General features: G+C 44.9%; 15 protein-coding genes. 9 read left to right on the top strand and 6 right to left on the bottom strand.

Annotated elements, in window-relative coordinates; genetic code table 11:
* Positions 1-63: 63 nt before the first annotated feature.
* Positions 64-1341 carry an amidohydrolase family protein gene (locus tag ACFGVR_RS05540; RefSeq protein ID WP_448701667.1) on the bottom strand — a complete coding sequence of 426 codons (1278 nt, stop codon included), beginning with the start codon at positions 1339-1341 and terminating at the stop codon, positions 64-66.
* 50 nt (positions 1342-1391) lie between these two features.
* A complete protein-coding gene (locus ACFGVR_RS05535; protein ID WP_448701666.1) occupies positions 1392-3116 on the bottom strand; it encodes a glycoside hydrolase family 3 protein in 1725 nt (574 codons plus the stop codon).
* Between the two features lie 256 nt (positions 3117-3372).
* On the opposite strand from ACFGVR_RS05535, the gene ACFGVR_RS05530 reads away from it, so the two are divergent.
* Both ACFGVR_RS05530 and ACFGVR_RS05525 read left to right on the top strand, forming a co-directional pair.
* Positions 3373-3978 (top strand): porin family protein, encoded by a 606-nt coding sequence (locus ACFGVR_RS05530; RefSeq protein WP_448701665.1) that lies wholly within the window; start codon positions 3373-3375, stop codon positions 3976-3978.
* 217 nt (positions 3979-4195) lie between these two features.
* On the top strand, positions 4196-5062 hold the full coding sequence (locus tag ACFGVR_RS05525) for a PAS domain S-box protein (protein ID WP_448701664.1): 867 nt from the start codon (positions 4196-4198) through the stop codon (positions 5060-5062).
* Positions 5063-5104: 42 nt separating this feature from the next.
* Here ACFGVR_RS05525 and carA read toward each other — a convergent pair whose 3' ends face one another.
* The gene (gene carA, locus ACFGVR_RS05520) at positions 5105-6202 is read right to left on the bottom strand and encodes a glutamine-hydrolyzing carbamoyl-phosphate synthase small subunit (protein WP_448701663.1); all 1098 of its coding nucleotides are present in this window, start codon (positions 6200-6202) and stop codon (positions 5105-5107) included.
* Positions 6203-6425: 223 nt separating this feature from the next.
* Here carA and ACFGVR_RS05515 point away from each other — a divergent pair, with 223 nt between their 5' ends.
* The 3 genes from ACFGVR_RS05515 to ACFGVR_RS05505 all read left to right on the top strand — a co-directional run bounded on the left by ACFGVR_RS05515 (position 6426) and on the right by ACFGVR_RS05505 (position 8567).
* The gene (locus ACFGVR_RS05515) at positions 6426-6800 is read left to right on the top strand and encodes a four helix bundle protein (protein WP_448701662.1); all 375 of its coding nucleotides are present in this window, start codon (positions 6426-6428) and stop codon (positions 6798-6800) included.
* 102 nt (positions 6801-6902) lie between these two features.
* The gene (gene panB / locus ACFGVR_RS05510) at positions 6903-7718 is read left to right on the top strand and encodes a 3-methyl-2-oxobutanoate hydroxymethyltransferase (protein ID WP_448701661.1); all 816 of its coding nucleotides are present in this window, start codon (positions 6903-6905) and stop codon (positions 7716-7718) included.
* A 132-nt stretch (positions 7719-7850) separates the two neighbouring features.
* Complete coding sequence (locus ACFGVR_RS05505) at positions 7851-8567, top strand: RluA family pseudouridine synthase (protein ID WP_448701660.1); 717 nt, start codon at positions 7851-7853, stop codon at positions 8565-8567.
* A 335-nt stretch (positions 8568-8902) separates the two neighbouring features.
* Here ACFGVR_RS05505 and ACFGVR_RS05500 read toward each other — a convergent pair whose 3' ends face one another.
* Together ACFGVR_RS05500 and yiaK are read right to left on the bottom strand one after the other, a co-directional pair.
* Positions 8903-10093: a glycosyl hydrolase family 8 gene (locus ACFGVR_RS05500; RefSeq protein ID WP_448701659.1), complete on the bottom strand. Its 1191-nt coding sequence runs from the start codon at positions 10091-10093 to the stop codon at positions 8903-8905.
* A 164-nt stretch (positions 10094-10257) separates the two neighbouring features.
* Positions 10258-11247 carry a 3-dehydro-L-gulonate 2-dehydrogenase gene (gene yiaK / locus ACFGVR_RS05495; protein ID WP_448701658.1) on the bottom strand — a complete coding sequence of 330 codons (990 nt, stop codon included), beginning with the start codon at positions 11245-11247 and terminating at the stop codon, positions 10258-10260.
* Between the two features lie 78 nt (positions 11248-11325).
* Here yiaK and ACFGVR_RS05490 point away from each other — a divergent pair, with 78 nt between their 5' ends.
* The 4 genes from ACFGVR_RS05490 (at position 11326) to ACFGVR_RS05475 (ending at position 15166) form a co-directional block, all read left to right on the top strand.
* Positions 11326-13107 (top strand): DUF885 domain-containing protein, encoded by a 1782-nt coding sequence (locus ACFGVR_RS05490; protein ID WP_448701657.1) that lies wholly within the window; start codon positions 11326-11328, stop codon positions 13105-13107.
* A gap of 175 nt (positions 13108-13282) precedes the next feature.
* Complete coding sequence (locus ACFGVR_RS05485; protein WP_448701656.1) at positions 13283-13792, top strand: hypothetical protein; 510 nt, start codon at positions 13283-13285, stop codon at positions 13790-13792.
* Positions 13793-13873: 81 nt separating this feature from the next.
* Positions 13874-14452 carry a phosphoribosylglycinamide formyltransferase gene (gene purN, locus ACFGVR_RS05480; RefSeq protein ID WP_448701655.1) on the top strand — a complete coding sequence of 193 codons (579 nt, stop codon included), beginning with the start codon at positions 13874-13876 and terminating at the stop codon, positions 14450-14452.
* Positions 14453-14512: 60 nt separating this feature from the next.
* The gene (locus ACFGVR_RS05475; RefSeq protein WP_448701653.1) at positions 14513-15166 is read left to right on the top strand and encodes a 2OG-Fe(II) oxygenase; all 654 of its coding nucleotides are present in this window, start codon (positions 14513-14515) and stop codon (positions 15164-15166) included.
* A 20-nt stretch (positions 15167-15186) separates the two neighbouring features.
* Here the strand turns inward: ACFGVR_RS05475 and ACFGVR_RS05470 are convergent, their stop codons facing one another.
* Positions 15187-15777 carry a hypothetical protein gene (locus ACFGVR_RS05470; protein WP_448701651.1) on the bottom strand — a complete coding sequence of 197 codons (591 nt, stop codon included), beginning with the start codon at positions 15775-15777 and terminating at the stop codon, positions 15187-15189.
* Positions 15778-15784 lie beyond the last annotated feature (7 nt).

The raw sequence follows: 15784 nt of genomic DNA, 5'->3' as shown, positions 1-15784 counted from the left end.
GGAGGAGTTACCTGTTTGTAGATTAAAATAAAAGAAGCGTTAACTCCCCAACAGGGTTTATCTTCACTTCTTATAAACTTTCCCTTCCTTCATCACAAAAACCACGTTTTTCATGGTTTTGATATCCTGTAAAGGGTCGCCGTCAACGGCAACAATATCGGCCAGTTTGCCTTTGCTGATACTGCCTGTTTTTTCGCTGATGCCTAACAGATCGGCAGCGCTGGTGGTTGCTGCTTTAATGGCTTCCATAGGAGGCATGCCTGCTTCAACCATGTATTGAAATTCCATATAGTTTTTGCCATGGGCATATACACCGGCATCGGTGCCAAAAGCAATTTTTACCCCCGCTTTATATGCCCGGCCAAAGTTTGCCTGTATCATCGGCCCAACCTCCATCGCTTTACGCGTGATAACCGGAGGGAAGAATCCGGGGATCCTGGCCGAATCTGAAACTGATTTCCCGGCAATGATGGTTGGTACCAGGTAAGTGCCGTATTTTTTTGCCAGCTCTATATCCTCGTCGTTCATAAACGTGCCGTGCTCAATGGAGGCAACGCCACCCAATATCGCCCGGCGGATGCCTTCGGCGCCGTGAGCGTGACAGGCAACTTTCAAACCGTAATCTTTAGCTGTTTCAACCACGGCTTTGATCTCATCAATACTAAATTCGGCTCCCGAGCCATTTTCACTCAGATCGAGCACGCCCCCGGTCGAGGCTATCTTGATCACATCCGAGCCCCGCTTAACCTGTAAACGTACGGCTTTGATCAACTCGTCGCGGCCATCGGCAACCCCGTCATCCGGCCCGAATTTATGGTTGAAAGCGTCATCCCGAAAACCAACAGAGCCATCCATGTGGCCGCCGCTTGCCGATATGGCCCGGCCTGCGGTAATAATACGCGGCCCGTCAACCATACCGCGGGCTATGGCTTTACGCAGGCTGATGTTGACGCCGCTGCCGCCCAGATCGCGCACAGTGGTAAAGCCGGCCATCAATGTTCTTTTAGCATATACCGAAGCCTGGTAAGCCACATCAGCATCGGTTAAGGTAAACCCCTCTACAATCGAATTTTTGCTGCCCTGGCCTTCCAGGTGCACATGGCAATCGATCAGCCCGGGCATTACTGTTTTGTTTTGCAGATCTATCACTTTATCGGCAGCGCCCCCGGTTATATATCCGCTTTTAATATCGGTAATGGTATTACCTTCAATAATTAAAGTTACTTTGGTTTGCGCCGTATTGGCTATCCCGTCGATCAGTTTGCCGCATTGGATATAAGTTTTCTGTGCGAAAGCTAACTGCGAAAGAAATAACAGCATCAGAAAGTAAAGTTTCTTCATCTTGATTTCGGTTTGGTTAAGTGAAGATAGCAAATGTAAGTGATAAGCCGTTACTGGTTATAAACCTGCGCAGTTCCGGCCGCAAAAAACGCGTTTACATTTACCGGTAGTTTCCCGGCAGGCTTTAACTCACCTGTTATTACTTTGATTGCCGAACGCTGCATCTCGTCGCTTTTTTGGTACCCCATTAGCAACATGCTGCATTTTTCTATCCCGGGCAAACCCGCTATGGTATATGGGTTGGCAAAAACCGCGATCATGCTGTTGGGCTGTGCGGCTAATTCGGCTATCAGCAGTTTTACATTGCTGCTAAAATCAAGCCTGCTTGCCGGACGCAGCCGGGTATCGTGCACGCCTATAATAACCTGGTCGTAATCCTTCAACTGGCGGAGCAGGCTATTTAACGTTACGGTATCGCTGGTGTTTTTAGCCACAAAAAGCGCCTTGCTATTGGTGAACTTTTTGGCCAGCTCGCGTTGAAAAAGAGTGGTATCTGTTGGGCCAATGGCAACCAATGCAGTTTTTTTAGTCAGGTCAATAGGGGTTCTATCGGGATTGTTGGTTAACTGGGTAATAGCCGCGTCGGTTAATTGTTGTACTAAGGCTTTGGCGTCGGGCTGGTTCAGGTCGGCAATTAAATTAGCCGTTTGCACAGGCTCTACATGGTTTAATCCCGCCCAATATTTAGCCGCCAGCACCTTTTTTACACGGGCATACAATTCCTCTTTATCTATTTGCTTCTTGCGAACGGCCTTTTTTACCATTTTAACGGCGCGTTTTGAATTTTCTGATAGTTCGAGGATATCGTTACCGGCTATCAGCGCGCGTACATCCGCTTCGCCGTTGGGGAAGTATTTTACCACGCCTTTCATGCCCATCGCATCCGAAACAACCAAACCTTTAAATGCCAGCGAATCTTTCAGTATCCCGGTAATGATGGGCCTGGATAAAGTTGAAGGCAGATGTTTGGTGCTATCCAAAGCCGGGATATTCATATGCGCAACCATTACACCGCTCAGCCCCGCTTTAATGGCTTCCCGAAAAGGATATTCTTCCAGCGAATCAAGCCTTTGGCGGCTGAATGGCAATTGCGGCAGATCATAATGCGAATCCACATCCGTATCGCCATGGCCCGGGAAGTGTTTGGCCGTGGTGAGGATGCCGCCATCCTGCATACCTTTCATATAAGCGATGCCTTTTTCGGCCACATTATATTTATTATCGCCAAACGAGCGGAAACCGATAACCGGATTATTGGGATTGTTGTTTACATCCATATCGGGCCCGAAATTCATTTGCAGGCCAAGGCGTTTAAAATCGCGGGCAACCAGCAGCCCCATTTTATACAGTAAGGTATTATCCTGTATGGCGCCCAAAGTCATCTGGTAAGGATAAGATATGGTCGAATCCAGCCGCATACCCAAACCCCATTCGCCATCTATTGCGGTGAGCAAAGGCACCTTGCTTACCTTTTGATACCGGTTAATAAAATTGGCCTGCCGCACCGGCCCGCCCTGAAAGAATACGATACCGCCAATTTTTTCTTTTTTGATCAACCGGGCAATCGAATCGTCGAACGCTTTGGTTTGGTTGCTGTAAACCCTAACCATAAATAGCTGAGCTATCTTTTGTCGTTTACTCAATTTTTTAAAAACCGAATCTACCCAATGTGTTTGCTGATCTGTAGGCTGCGTAAAAGCCGGCGCTTGTGCCGATGCGTGTATACAGGCACTACATAACAAAATAAACAAGGCAGATTTAAGAGGATTGATCATAAAACAAAACTATTAATTACGGCGATAATTTAGGCATTAACAGCCGGTAATTTAAACCTCTTTGCTTTGGTATCAGAAAAAAGTGTATTTAAAACTATACAGAAACAGGGGCTTGAATTTGTTTGTCAGCAAGCCGGCCTGAACTGACAAACACCAGTAAATCATCACTTAAATGATTTAAAGCCTATAAACTGTTTAGCTAAGTATTAATTGGCATGTTTATTTCAATACACGGCAAACTACATGAAAAAGAAAAATGAAAAAAATTATATTTTTAGCTGCGGGCCTGCTGTTTGCAGGTGCCGTAAACGCACAGATCAAATTTGGTGTGGCGGGCGGTGTAAACTTCTCGAACATCATTAAAACCGACGACCCTAATTTTACAACCGATTACCGAACCGGGTTTAATGCCGGTGTAACGATGGACATTCATCTGATCGGTCCGTTGTCTTTCGACCCTGAAATTTTGTATTCTACTAAAGGTTACAAGGCGCACACTACATCGGGTGAGTTTAACCAGCGCACCAACTTTATTGATGCGCCATTGCTGGCCAAATTAAAAGTGGCCCCGGGGTTTGGTATTATCGTTGGTCCGCAGATATCATTCCTGATGTCAACTACCAATACTTTCAGTAATGGTTTTTCGACCGTGCAGCAGCAACATTATGAGGACGACTCAAACCGGTTCCGTAAAAGCCTTATCGACGGCGTTTTAGGTTTAAATATCGATTTGGGCAGTAATGTTGACCTCCGCGCACGTTATACCATCGACCTGCAACAAAACAATGCCGACGAAACCAGCCAAACCCCGCAATACCGTAACCAGGTATGGCAAATAGGGTTAGGCTTTAAAATACCCTAAAAAGAGTTTGTTTGATTGATAATTTGATGGGCCTTCTACCGGTTGGGTAGAGGGCTTTTTTGCATAAAAACATTTCGTCGCAGCGATTTTCAGGTTAAAAAATTGTTAACTAATTATCCTAAAAGAATAATTATTATAATCGCAAAATCACGCCTAAATTATTGCAGAATAATTATATCTTCAGACCCATGATTAAGCTATTTATAAAAAACCTGTAATGAAGTCTATTGCCCTCAGGATAGTACTGATATATGAGTTTGCCGGTATTTTGTGGATAGCTATAAGCGATTTGCTTTTCTATAGAATAGAGGGCCCAAAAGAAACGCTAATGATGTACATAGGCACCACAAGCGCCATGTTGTTTTTAATCATTACCGGTTTTATTCTCCATAAATTGATCAACCTGCATTATAACCGGTTACAGCAAAGCGAAAAGCAGTATCGCACCTACTTTGAGGATAACCCTACGCCAATGTGGATCTACGACCGCAAAACACTCGGTTTTATCGCAGTGAACGATGCTGCTGTATTTAACTATGGCTATACCAAGGATGAGTTTTACAACATGACCATTATGGATATTCGCCCGCAGGAAGATTCAGGTAAGGTTATGGACGCTTTAATTAATTTTGACACGGCCTATAAAAATTTTGGTACCTGGCACCATAAACGTAAAGACGGCTCTGATATCTATGTACATGTCACCTCGCATTTAACATTGGCCAATAACGAGCAGCATGTAATGATCATGGCTGAAGATATTACCAAACGCCTGGAAACCGAAGCACGCCTGCACGAGGTAAATACCGAACTGGTGCGGCAAAATAACTTGTTAAGAGAGATATCCTGGTCGCAATCGCACAATGTGCGCAGGCCGCTGGCATCAATTTTGGGTTTGCTTAATGTGATACGCATAAGCAATAACGAGCTGGAAAAAGAACTGTGTATCAACTACATCGAGATATCGGCATCCGAACTGGATATCATGGTATACAACATTAACGAGCAGATTAACAAAGCCGTTTATGCCGACTCGCCCGATCTGAAACCGGAGGTCCCGATGACTGCTGGGTCTTTGGACTAAAATTGCTTTTTATTCCAATATGCCCCAACACCAAAGCAAGGCTTATTTCTTCATCATCTCAATAAAATCATCAAACAGGTAGCGCGAATCGTGCGGGCCGGGTGACGATTCAGGGTGATACTGTACCGAGAACGCTTTTTTGCCTTTTACACGGATGCCTTCTATCGATTGATCGTTCAGGTTAACGTGAGTGATCTCCACCTTGTCTGATGCTCTAACCGCATCGGGCACAACACCAAAACCATGGTTTTGCGAGGTTACCTCGCAATGATTTTTGATCACATTTTTAACCGGGTGGTTTAAGCCACGGTGGCCGTTAAACATTTTTTTGGTGGGGATATCATTAGCTAAAGCCAGCAACTGGTGGCCAAGGCAAATACCGAATAATGGCTTTTCAGCTGCCAGTATTTCTTTTACCGTATCGATAGCATAAGGCATAGCTGCCGGGTCGCCGGGGCCGTTTGATATAAAGTAGCCGTCGGGTTTAAAGGCTTCCATTTCTTTAAAGGTTGTTTTTGCCGGGAAAACCTGCGCGTAAACATCCCTGTCGTGAAAGTTACGTAAGATGTTTTTCTTAACGCCCAGATCCAACACCGCTAAACGGTGCGATGCGTTTTCATTACCAAAATTGTAGGTTTCGGTGGTTGATACCTGTGATGACAGCTCCAGCCCATCCATCGACGGTACTTCCAGCAATTTCTTTTTCAGCTCTTCGATATCTAAAGTTTCCGATGAGATGATCGCATTCATGGCCCCTTTATCGCGGATATGACGCACCAGCTGGCGGGTATCTATATCCGATATCGAAACGATATTTTGCTCCGTAAAATAATCCTGTATCGACTCATTAGCCTGTTTACGGCTGTAAGCCACGTTATAGTTTTTGCACACCAGGCCGGCTATCTGTATCTTGTTCGATTCTACCTCCTCGTTCGTGATACCATAGTTGCCGATATGGGCATTGGTAGCCACCATGATCTGGCCAAAGTATGATGGATCGGTAAAAATTTCCTGGTAACCTGTCATACCGGTATTAAAGCAGATCTCGCCGGTTGTGGTACCAATCTTTCCGGCTGCTTTGCCGTAAAATACTGTTCCGTCGGCAAGTAATAATATAGCGGGTAATTTAGCGATGCTCATTGCGCAAAAGGATTAAAAATTAAAAAAAAGGTGGTAAGGAGCAGATATCCGTTACTGCGAAAAAGAATAGGAGATAGGAAGTTTAACACTTCTGTATTCACGCCGCAAAAGTATACTTTTATTTCGGATTTCGGAAGTTGGATTTCGGATTTATTGAATTTTAGAATGGGGATTTATTGATTTTTGAATCCATGTGTGTTTGATTTAATATTTATATTGGTGAATGGATAAAGCTGAATTAAAAAAACGAACTAAAAAATTCGCCATAGACATTATTAAATTTGTAGAATGTCTGCCATCAGGACGTTCGATAAACGTTTTATCAAACCAACTAATACGAAGTTCAACTTCCGTTGGTGCAAATTATCGTTCTGCATGCAGAGGTAAATCTACCGCTGATTTCAGCAACAAGATAGTAATAGTTGAAGAAGAAGCCGATGAAAGTGTTTATTGGCTGGAATTAATGGAAGAGTCGGGCTTAATTGATGTTGCGTTAATTGTTCCGTTAAAAAAAGAAGCCAACGAGTTAACAGCCATATTTACAGCTATTGGGAAAATAATGAAAGCGAACAAGTCAAATAGCAAATCAAAAATTTAATTAAATAAAAAATCATCAAATCACGCTAAATCCGAAATCCCACTTCCGAAATCCGAAATAAAAAATTATTCCCACCTTTGTTCCGCACAAAACACCCAACCCATGTCGGTACATAAAGAAGTTAAACGGATAACTACCAATACCCTGCAGGAAATGAAACAGCGTGGCGAAAAAATAGCCATGCTTACTGCTTACGATTACTCGATGGCTAACATTGTTGATGATGCCGGCATTGATGTGATCCTGGTTGGCGATTCGGCATCGAACGTAATGGCCGGGCACGAAACAACTTTACCCATCACGCTCGACCAGATGATCTATCACGCGTCATCGGTGGTGCGTGCTATCAAGCGCTCACTGGTGGTGGTCGATCTGCCTTTCGGTTCGTACCAGGGTAACTCAAAGGAGGCGCTTAATTCGGCTATCAGAATTATGAAAGAATCGGGGGCGCACGCCGTTAAAATTGAAGGCGGTAAAGAAATAGCCGAATCAGTAAGCCGTATTTTAACAGCTGGTATCCCGGTAATGGGCCATTTGGGTTTAACGCCGCAGTCTATCTATAAATTTGGTACCTACACCGTGCGCGCAAAAGAAGAAGCCGAAGCGCAAAAACTGCGCGAAGATGCGATCACTTTGCAGGAGTTAGGTTGCTTTGGCATAGTGCTCGAAAAAATACCGGCCAAGCTGGCGCAGGAGGTTAGTCAAAGCTTAAGCATACCAACCATAGGTATTGGTGCGGGCCAGCATTGTGATGGGCAGGTTTTGGTGATACACGATATGCTTGGCTTAAACAAGGGTTTTCGCCCGCGTTTTTTGCGCCAGTACGCCAGCCTGTACGAAATTATGGATGGCGCCATTAAAAGTTATATTAAAGACGTAAAAGCAAACGATTTCCCGAACGAAAAGGAACAGTATTGAGAAGGATTTCGAATTTCGAATTTTCAATTTCGGATTTAAGAGTTGTTTTCAATTAACAAGTCCGAAATCTCAGATTTTTGAACTCTGAAATCAAACAAATCCGAAATCGAACATCCGACATCCGAAATAATAATGAAAGTTACCATCACCCATCAGCACCACGATATTACCGATAAGGATATTCTTTACGAGGATAATCATCTTATTGCAGTAAACAAGCGTGCGGGCGATATTGTGCAGGTTGATGAAACCGGCGATGAGCCCCTGGATGAAAAGGTGAAAAAATATATCGCTAAAAAATATAATAAGCCTAACGGTGCTTTTTTAGGTGTGATACACCGGATAGACCGGCCGGTTAGCGGTTTGATCATGTTTGCTAAAACAAGCAAAGCGCTTGAGCGGATGAACGCCTTGTTTAAAACCCGCGAAATACATAAAACATACCTGGCCGTAGTGCGCAACCGCCCCCAGCCGCCCGAAGGCAACCTGGTGCACTGGCTGGTTAAAAACCCACAAAAAAATGTAACCAAGGCGCATGATCACGAAGTGAACGGAAGCCTGCGATCGGAACTGAACTACAAGCTGATAGGCGAGTTAAACGGTTATTACCTGATCGAGGTTGACCCGATAACGGGCCGCCCGCACCAGATCAGGGTGCAGCTATCTACACTTAACTGCCCCATTGTTGGCGACAATAAATACGGTTACCCCCGCGGCAGTCTTAAAAAAAGCATCTGCCTGCATTCGCGAAAGATCAGTTTTATCCATCCCATCAAAAAAGAGCCCATTGTAATTTACGCGCCCCTGCCTAAAGATGGCTTTTGGGAAAAATTTGAGGTACTTTTATAACGAAGGTTGCTCCCAAACATAAGTGGAACGCATACAGCTAAAACACCGGAAACGCTTTGTAGGCCACCAGAATAAAAAAAGTTTAACTAACAATCCGCGCGAAATACGGTATTCCAACCGTTCGTGGCAATGAGGGCAAAGCAGCTTTTTTCTCTTTGGCAAGTTGTCTGTTGCATCATTAAGGGATATTTCTGAAGCATCAAGCATGGCAATAGCAAAATTTAAGGTACTATTGGCAGTACCATTGGTTTAATCAATATATTATTAGGTTTATCAAATATAGGGCAACAATTATTATTAACCAATAGACTATAAAAATAAATTATAGTTTAATATTAGTTCGGCGGCCAGTAATTGCCAGATAACAGCAGCAGATCGATCATTTTAATGCTGTTGTCATAATAATCAAAATCGTCCAGGTCGAACTTATTGATGTAATCCCACATTTTATTGAGCCAAACCTGGTTTTTGGCATCAACCATGGCCGATACCGCGAACGGTGCTATAAAGCTCATGGCCTCAAAATACCGGCCCTTAATATCATTCCCCGCAAGGGTATAACCAGCCGATATATTATCCGGGTTGCCGCCGGTGGTCTGTCGTATCCAGGCGTTGATCTTAGCTGTCATAGCCAATGCCCGTTTATCGCTATACAAAATGGCATCAGTGCCTACACGCCAGGGTACCCGGCAGGCGTTGTAATTATAATACCCATCATAAGCCGACTCTAAAAAATGCGGTTTCGCTGGTGCTGGTTTTTTGTTAAGGTGACTTATAAAGTCGGGTACCAACCCGGCGCCGGAGCTGTACTGGGTTTGGATCCTTTTAAAAAGTTGGTAGGTATTATCGGTCACTTTGTTCCACCGCGCATCGCCGCTTGCTTTGGCAAAGGCCTTAAAATGAGCAGGCATAAAATCGGATGTACGGGTGTCAAAATAATCGGCGCTATCGTATTCGATGGCGTTGCTCAGTAATACGGAGTATGTTTTCGGGTTGATCTCCTGCTGCATCATCGCGCCAAGCATATTGCGCGCTTCCTGCAGATAGTTGATATTGCCCCGGCTTCCCCATTGCAGGTTAGCCAACAGCAGTGAGTAGGCTATATCCATATCGCCGTCGGAAGCGGTACTGCCGTCAATATTTTTGCAGTTATTGTTCTGCGCCCAGGCCATCAAGTATGCGCTGCGTTTACTGGGGTGGGCTTTGTAGTAGTGATAAAGTCCATCATAAGTGGCTTTCGCAGATGCATCACAACCGGCCATCATCACCACGATCATCATACCGTAACCCTGCCCTTCGCTTACGCATTGCTTATTGCCCGGTTTTTCAAACCAAATGTAATTTTGCCCTTTATCGCAGCCGGTGTTTACATAACGTTCTTTCCAGCGGTTGTAAAACTGCGCTACGGTTTTATCCAGTTGCTGTTGCGAAACATGGTTGGGTTTAATAGTTCCGGCTACGTAATGCGCATGCTGCGGAAATGGCCTGGCTGGCTTTTGTGCATAGAGGCTTGTAGCGATAAGCATTAAAAAAAACAGAAAAGCAATGGCCTTGTGCGATTCCCTCCCAACGGGAGGGTGTAGGGAGGGGTCTATGCGATTTGCATTTTCGCCGTAACCCCTCCCTGCCAGTTCACAGACAGCCGCACGCCTCCCCATGGGAGGGATTAAAAAATGTGACCGGTTATTCATCACATCGACTTTAACTTATTCCAGATGTCCTCCCTCACGGGGATGCCGTCCTGTAAATTTTTAATGCGGGTTTTTAAGGTGTTTTCGCCGGGATAAGATACGCTGCCACCCTCTTTATCCGGCCGGCTGCTTTTGGTAAATGCTAAAATTTGCGAAACCAAACGGGCGGTAGTTTCCTTGTCGGGATCGTTAATGCAGATAAACACCTGCCCCACGCCCGACTCTACCGCATGTTCGGTAATCCCGGCAGTTGATTTGCCCTGGCTCAGGATGGTCACCAACAGGTCGAGCATCAGCGCCAGGCCCGAGCCTTTCCAAAAACCTACAGGCAATAATCTTTTCGACCGGATGATATCGCCGGGGTCGGTGGTTAACTCTCCGGCATCATTGTAGCCTCCCGGTAAAGGCAGCTCTTCATTATTGGCCTGGTACTGCATCAGCTTACCCATCGAGTACTGCGACATGGCCATATCCAGAACGATATGCCCTTCGGCACGCGGCACAGCAATTACCAGCGGATTGTTGCCCAGCCTCGGGTCCACACCGCCCCAGGGTGGTACCAGCGCAATGGTATTGGTAAAATGGATACCTATGCAGCCGGCTTCGGCGGCTTGCCAACCGTAAGTGCCGCCACGCATCCAGTGGTTGGTATTGCGGATGGCTACACAGCCAATGCCATGCTGTTTAGCTAAAGCTATGGCCCTGTTGGTACAAAACTGTGCGTTTAGCATACCCGGTGCCAGTTTGCCGTCCCACTGCTCTATCAATCCGAGTGTGTACAGTAAAACCGGCTCGGCATAACTGTCGATAAACCCCCGCTGTATATAATCAATAAAAGTTGGAAAGCGGTTCAGGCCGTGGGTATATACGCCATCGCGGCTGTTTTCGGCAAATATGGTGGCGCATTGTTCGGCCTTGGCGGCATCAAAATCCTGCTTAAGTAGCACCCGCAAAAACTCGGCGCGTAATTGTTCAAAGGGTATTTTCATAAGTACAGCTAAATTAGCTAAAGCAAATAAATATCTGCGGTCATTTTCATAGCTTTACCTTTCAACTAACCTCAATTTATGAAAAAGTTATTTTTACTGATGATGATGGCAGGCACTATTTCGGCATGCAAGCAATCCGGATCAACCGGTTCGGCAACAGGCGATAATAAAGATCTGGCTAAAGTATTTAACGATTACTACCAGGACGGCATGAAACTCGACCCCATAGCCGCAACCTTTAACGGTGATAACCGCTACAACGATATTTTACCAAATTACGGCTCCGCAGGTTACATCGCGCAAAGCAAAGCCTATTATACCAAGTACCTGGACGAGGTAAAAAAGTTTAAACGCGAAGACCTGAGCGAAAACGACCAGCTATCATATGATATATTTACCTACGAAGCGCAAATAGCTTTAGACGGATTGAAATTCCACTTTGAGTATATGCCTTTCGACCAGTTTAACGCGCTGCCTATTACCATGGGGCAGTTTGGCTCAGGCAGCGGCACGCAGCCTTTTAAAACCGTTAAAGATTACGATAACTGGTTAAAACGTTTATCGGCATTTAAAATTTGGGCCGATACTGCCGTTGATAATTTTAACAAAGGTATTAAAGCGGGTATGGTGCTGCCCAAAACCTTAGTGGTTAAAATGATACCGCAAATGGATGCCATGGTTGTTGCCGACCCCACCAAAAGTTTGTTTTACGGTCCGATCACCAAACTGCCGAAAGATTTTAGCGATGCCGATAAAAAACGGCTGACCGACGATTATAAAAAAACCATTACCACGGTTGTTGTACCCAGCTACAAAATGCTGAGCGATTATTTAAAAAATACCTATCTCGGCAAAGCACGCAGCACATCGGGTTATTCGGCGTTACCGGATGGTGCCGCCATGTATGCGTATTACGTGAAGCAAAAAACCACCACCGATAAAACCCCCGAAGAAATTTACCAGTTAGGTTTAAGCGAGGTGGCACGCATCCGCAAGGCGATGGACAGCATTAAAAACGTGGTTGGCTTTAAAGGCGATTTGCCCGCGTTTTTTACGTACATGAAAACCGACCCTAAATTTAAGCCGTTTAAAACACCCAAACAGGTATTGGATGCCTTTGAAAACATCCACCAGCGCATGCAGCCTAATTTGAAAAAGGAGTTTACGCATGTGCCTAAATGCCCGTTCGAGATACGGCAAACGGAGGCTTTCAGGGCGGCATCGGCCAGTGCGGAGTATTACCAGGGAACGGCCGATGGCAGTCGCCCGGGGATATTTTATGTGCCGATACTGGATGCTACACAGTTTAACATTACATCGGGCATGGAGTCGCTGTTTTTACACGAAGCTATCCCGGGGCACCATTACCAGATATCGCTTACGCAGGAAAATAATTCGCTGCCCGATTTTCGCCGGTTTGATAATAATGAAAATGCCTATGTGGAAGGCTGGGCATTGTATTGCGAATCGTTAGGTAAAGAACTGGGTTTATTTACCGACCCTTACCAACACATGGGCGCTTTGGGCGATGAGATACACCGGGCCATCCGTTTAGTGGTTGATGTGGCTATCCACAGCAAAGGTATGACGCGCGAGCAGGCCATTAAATATATGATGGATAACGAGCAGATAGATGAGCAGGGGGCTACTGCCGAAATTGAACGCTATATGGCCTTCCCCGGGCAGGCGCTTGGCTATAAAATGGGCGCTTTAAAGATCCGTGAACTGCGCACCCGTTATGAAAATAAACTGGGCAGCAAATTTGACCTGGCCGAATTTCACAACCAGGTATTAAAAGATGGCGCTATGCCGCTGAGCGTTTTTGAAGCTAAGATGGATAGGTGGGCAGCTAAGCAATAGTATTCTAATTAAAAGCGTCATTGCGAGTGGTAGCGAAGCAATCTCTACATAGGATGATCGATACATACAATTGGACCTGTATAGTATAGAGATTGCTTCGTGCCTCGCAATGACGTTTTAATACTTAATAAAGTTTCCCCATCATAAATCGCTGCATTTTTCGTTATTTTGACCTGTGTTTAATACTGCAAAATATAAAGTTCCGTTTTTTGTGCTGCCGGGGTTAATGATGCTCGCTATGCTGGTTAACTCGTGCAAAAAAGATAACGGCGACAGCGTATCTTATTTTTTAACCAGTGGCGTATGGACACTGGCATCGGTACAGGTGTTTCATTATGTGGGTGATACCCAGGGCAAAACCGATACACTCAATACCACCTGCGGCATTACACAAAAATTCACATTCAGCACAAACAACAACTGTACCTACCAAAACTACCATTGCATTACTCAAAATTCATCGGGTACGTGGAGTATAAACCTGGATAACCTGACGTTAAACTGCGATATGTCGGCTCAGGACACCTCAAAGGCAACAATGATAACGGTAAAAGCCTTCCAAAACGCGGCGATAGATAACCTGGGGCAGTACTCGTTAGTGCTTAAAACAGGCGACATCCAACCTTTTTATAAGGCAACAACAGTACGCACCATTACCCGTTATGGTTTTGTCCATTCGCAATAGGCAACCTTTTTACTAAATTTTTAGTAATGCCCGTACAATCTTTTATATTTGGAGAAAGCTAAAAACAAAAACCCGGAATACTTGAAAAAACGCATTGCCATTTTTGCTTCAGGCTCGGGCTCAAACGCCCAAAAGATAATGGAGCACTTTAAACGCAGTTCTGCTGCGGAAGTGTCGTTGGTTTTAACAAACAACCCCGAAGCCTATGTTTTGCAGCGGGCCGATAATTTTGAGATACCCTCGCATATTTTTGACAGGCACGAGTTTTACGAAACGGATAACATTATCAGGCTGCTGAAAAATCTGCAGATAGACCTGGTGGTGCTGGCTGGTTTTTTATGGCTCGTACCACAATCACTTTTGCAGGCATTCCCAAACAAGATCATCAATATTCATCCATCATTACTACCTAAATACGGCGGTAAAGGTATGTATGGCGATAGGGTGCACAATGCCATACTGGCCGCAGGCGAAGAAGAATCGGGTATCACTATCCATTTTGTGAACGAACAGTTTGACGAAGGTGAGATCATCCATCAATCGCGCTTTAGGATCGATGCAGGCGATGATCTGGAGATGGTAAAATTTAAGGGACAGCAACTGGAGCATGCCCACTTTGCCAAGGTGATAGAGGGACTGCTTAAAAAAATGAAGTCGTAAGCCGCTGCGGTTTTTAAATGCGGGTAAAACTATTACATTTACTTTTGTAAAAATACCCCTATGGCCGATACTTTAGCTGAGAACAACTCCTGTCTTATTTATCACGATTACCTCGACAAGGATACCAATGCCCAGTTATACGCGCATGCCATAGCCAAACAGGACGATTTTGAGCATACCATGACTGTTGGCCTTAACGGCGAAGGTGCCCTGAACACCAATTACCGCCATTCGTTATCGTTGCGCCCCAAGGATTTTATAGATTTTTATAAGATACTGAAAAAGAAGATAAAAGAAGGTCTGCCGGAAATGTTTGAAAAATTAGGTATAGAGCCTTTTGAAGTGGGTAATGTGGAGATGCACCTGACGAGCCATAACCATGGCGAGTTTTACAAACCCCATATTGATAACGGCCAGGGTAAACTAAAACATCGGGTTATTACCTTTGTTTATTACTTTCATTCAATACCTAAAAATTTTGAGGGCGGGCAATTGCTGTTTTTAAAAAACAAGCCCAAGCCATTGATCGTACAGCCCGACAATAATTCTATCGTTTTTTTTAATTCATCATTTTTACATGCCGTGCACCCGGTTACCTGCCCAAGCGGCAAATTTGTAGACGGGCGCTTTACGTTGAACGGCTGGTTGTGGAGGAAGATTGAAGAAGAAGAACCGGTGACAGAAAAACCAGAACAACCGGCAGCGGAACAATAATTATAAATGACTGGACTCCATTAATAGGCCTGGTGCCCTTTTCTGCTCAGGTCGTCCTTTTCGCCGGCATAGGGGCCTTCCTGGTCAACATAATGCAAAAACACCTGCGAGCATGGTCCAAAGGTATTGGGTTCGCGCCAGTGCTGTAATTCAACACCTTTAAAAATAAAAGCGTCGCCCGCTTCAAGCGCAAACGACCGGTCGTTTTTTTCCCTGTCGCGCAGCCAGATGGGCCATGGTTCGCCCTCGTTACCCAAACATAAACTTACGGTAACTTCGCAGGCATGCCGGTCTCTATGTATCTTTAACTCTTCGCCCAGGTGATATTGGCGGGCATAACTATAGGTTTTATATAATTTATAGCCCGAATGCAGTTCAATGGCGGGCAGCAGGTGTTCAAGTAGTTTTTCAAAAAAAGGTTCTTTATAAAACCCCAGCGAGCCGGGCACCTGCTTGTCGAATTTGCCTTTGCCTATTTCTTCAAGCCGGTTCATCATTTTCCGGTAGTTCGAAGTATCTATCAGACCCTTAACATATTTGTACCCGTTCTCTTTAAAGCTGTTATCTTCCACGTTAGCTGGTTTATGGCATAAATATAAAAATTTAATCAAAAAGCGG

It is taken from the genome of Mucilaginibacter aureus, assembly GCF_053514885.1.
Note: the sequence above shows the minus strand (reverse complement) of the source record. Positions and strands in the feature narration are given on the sequence as shown.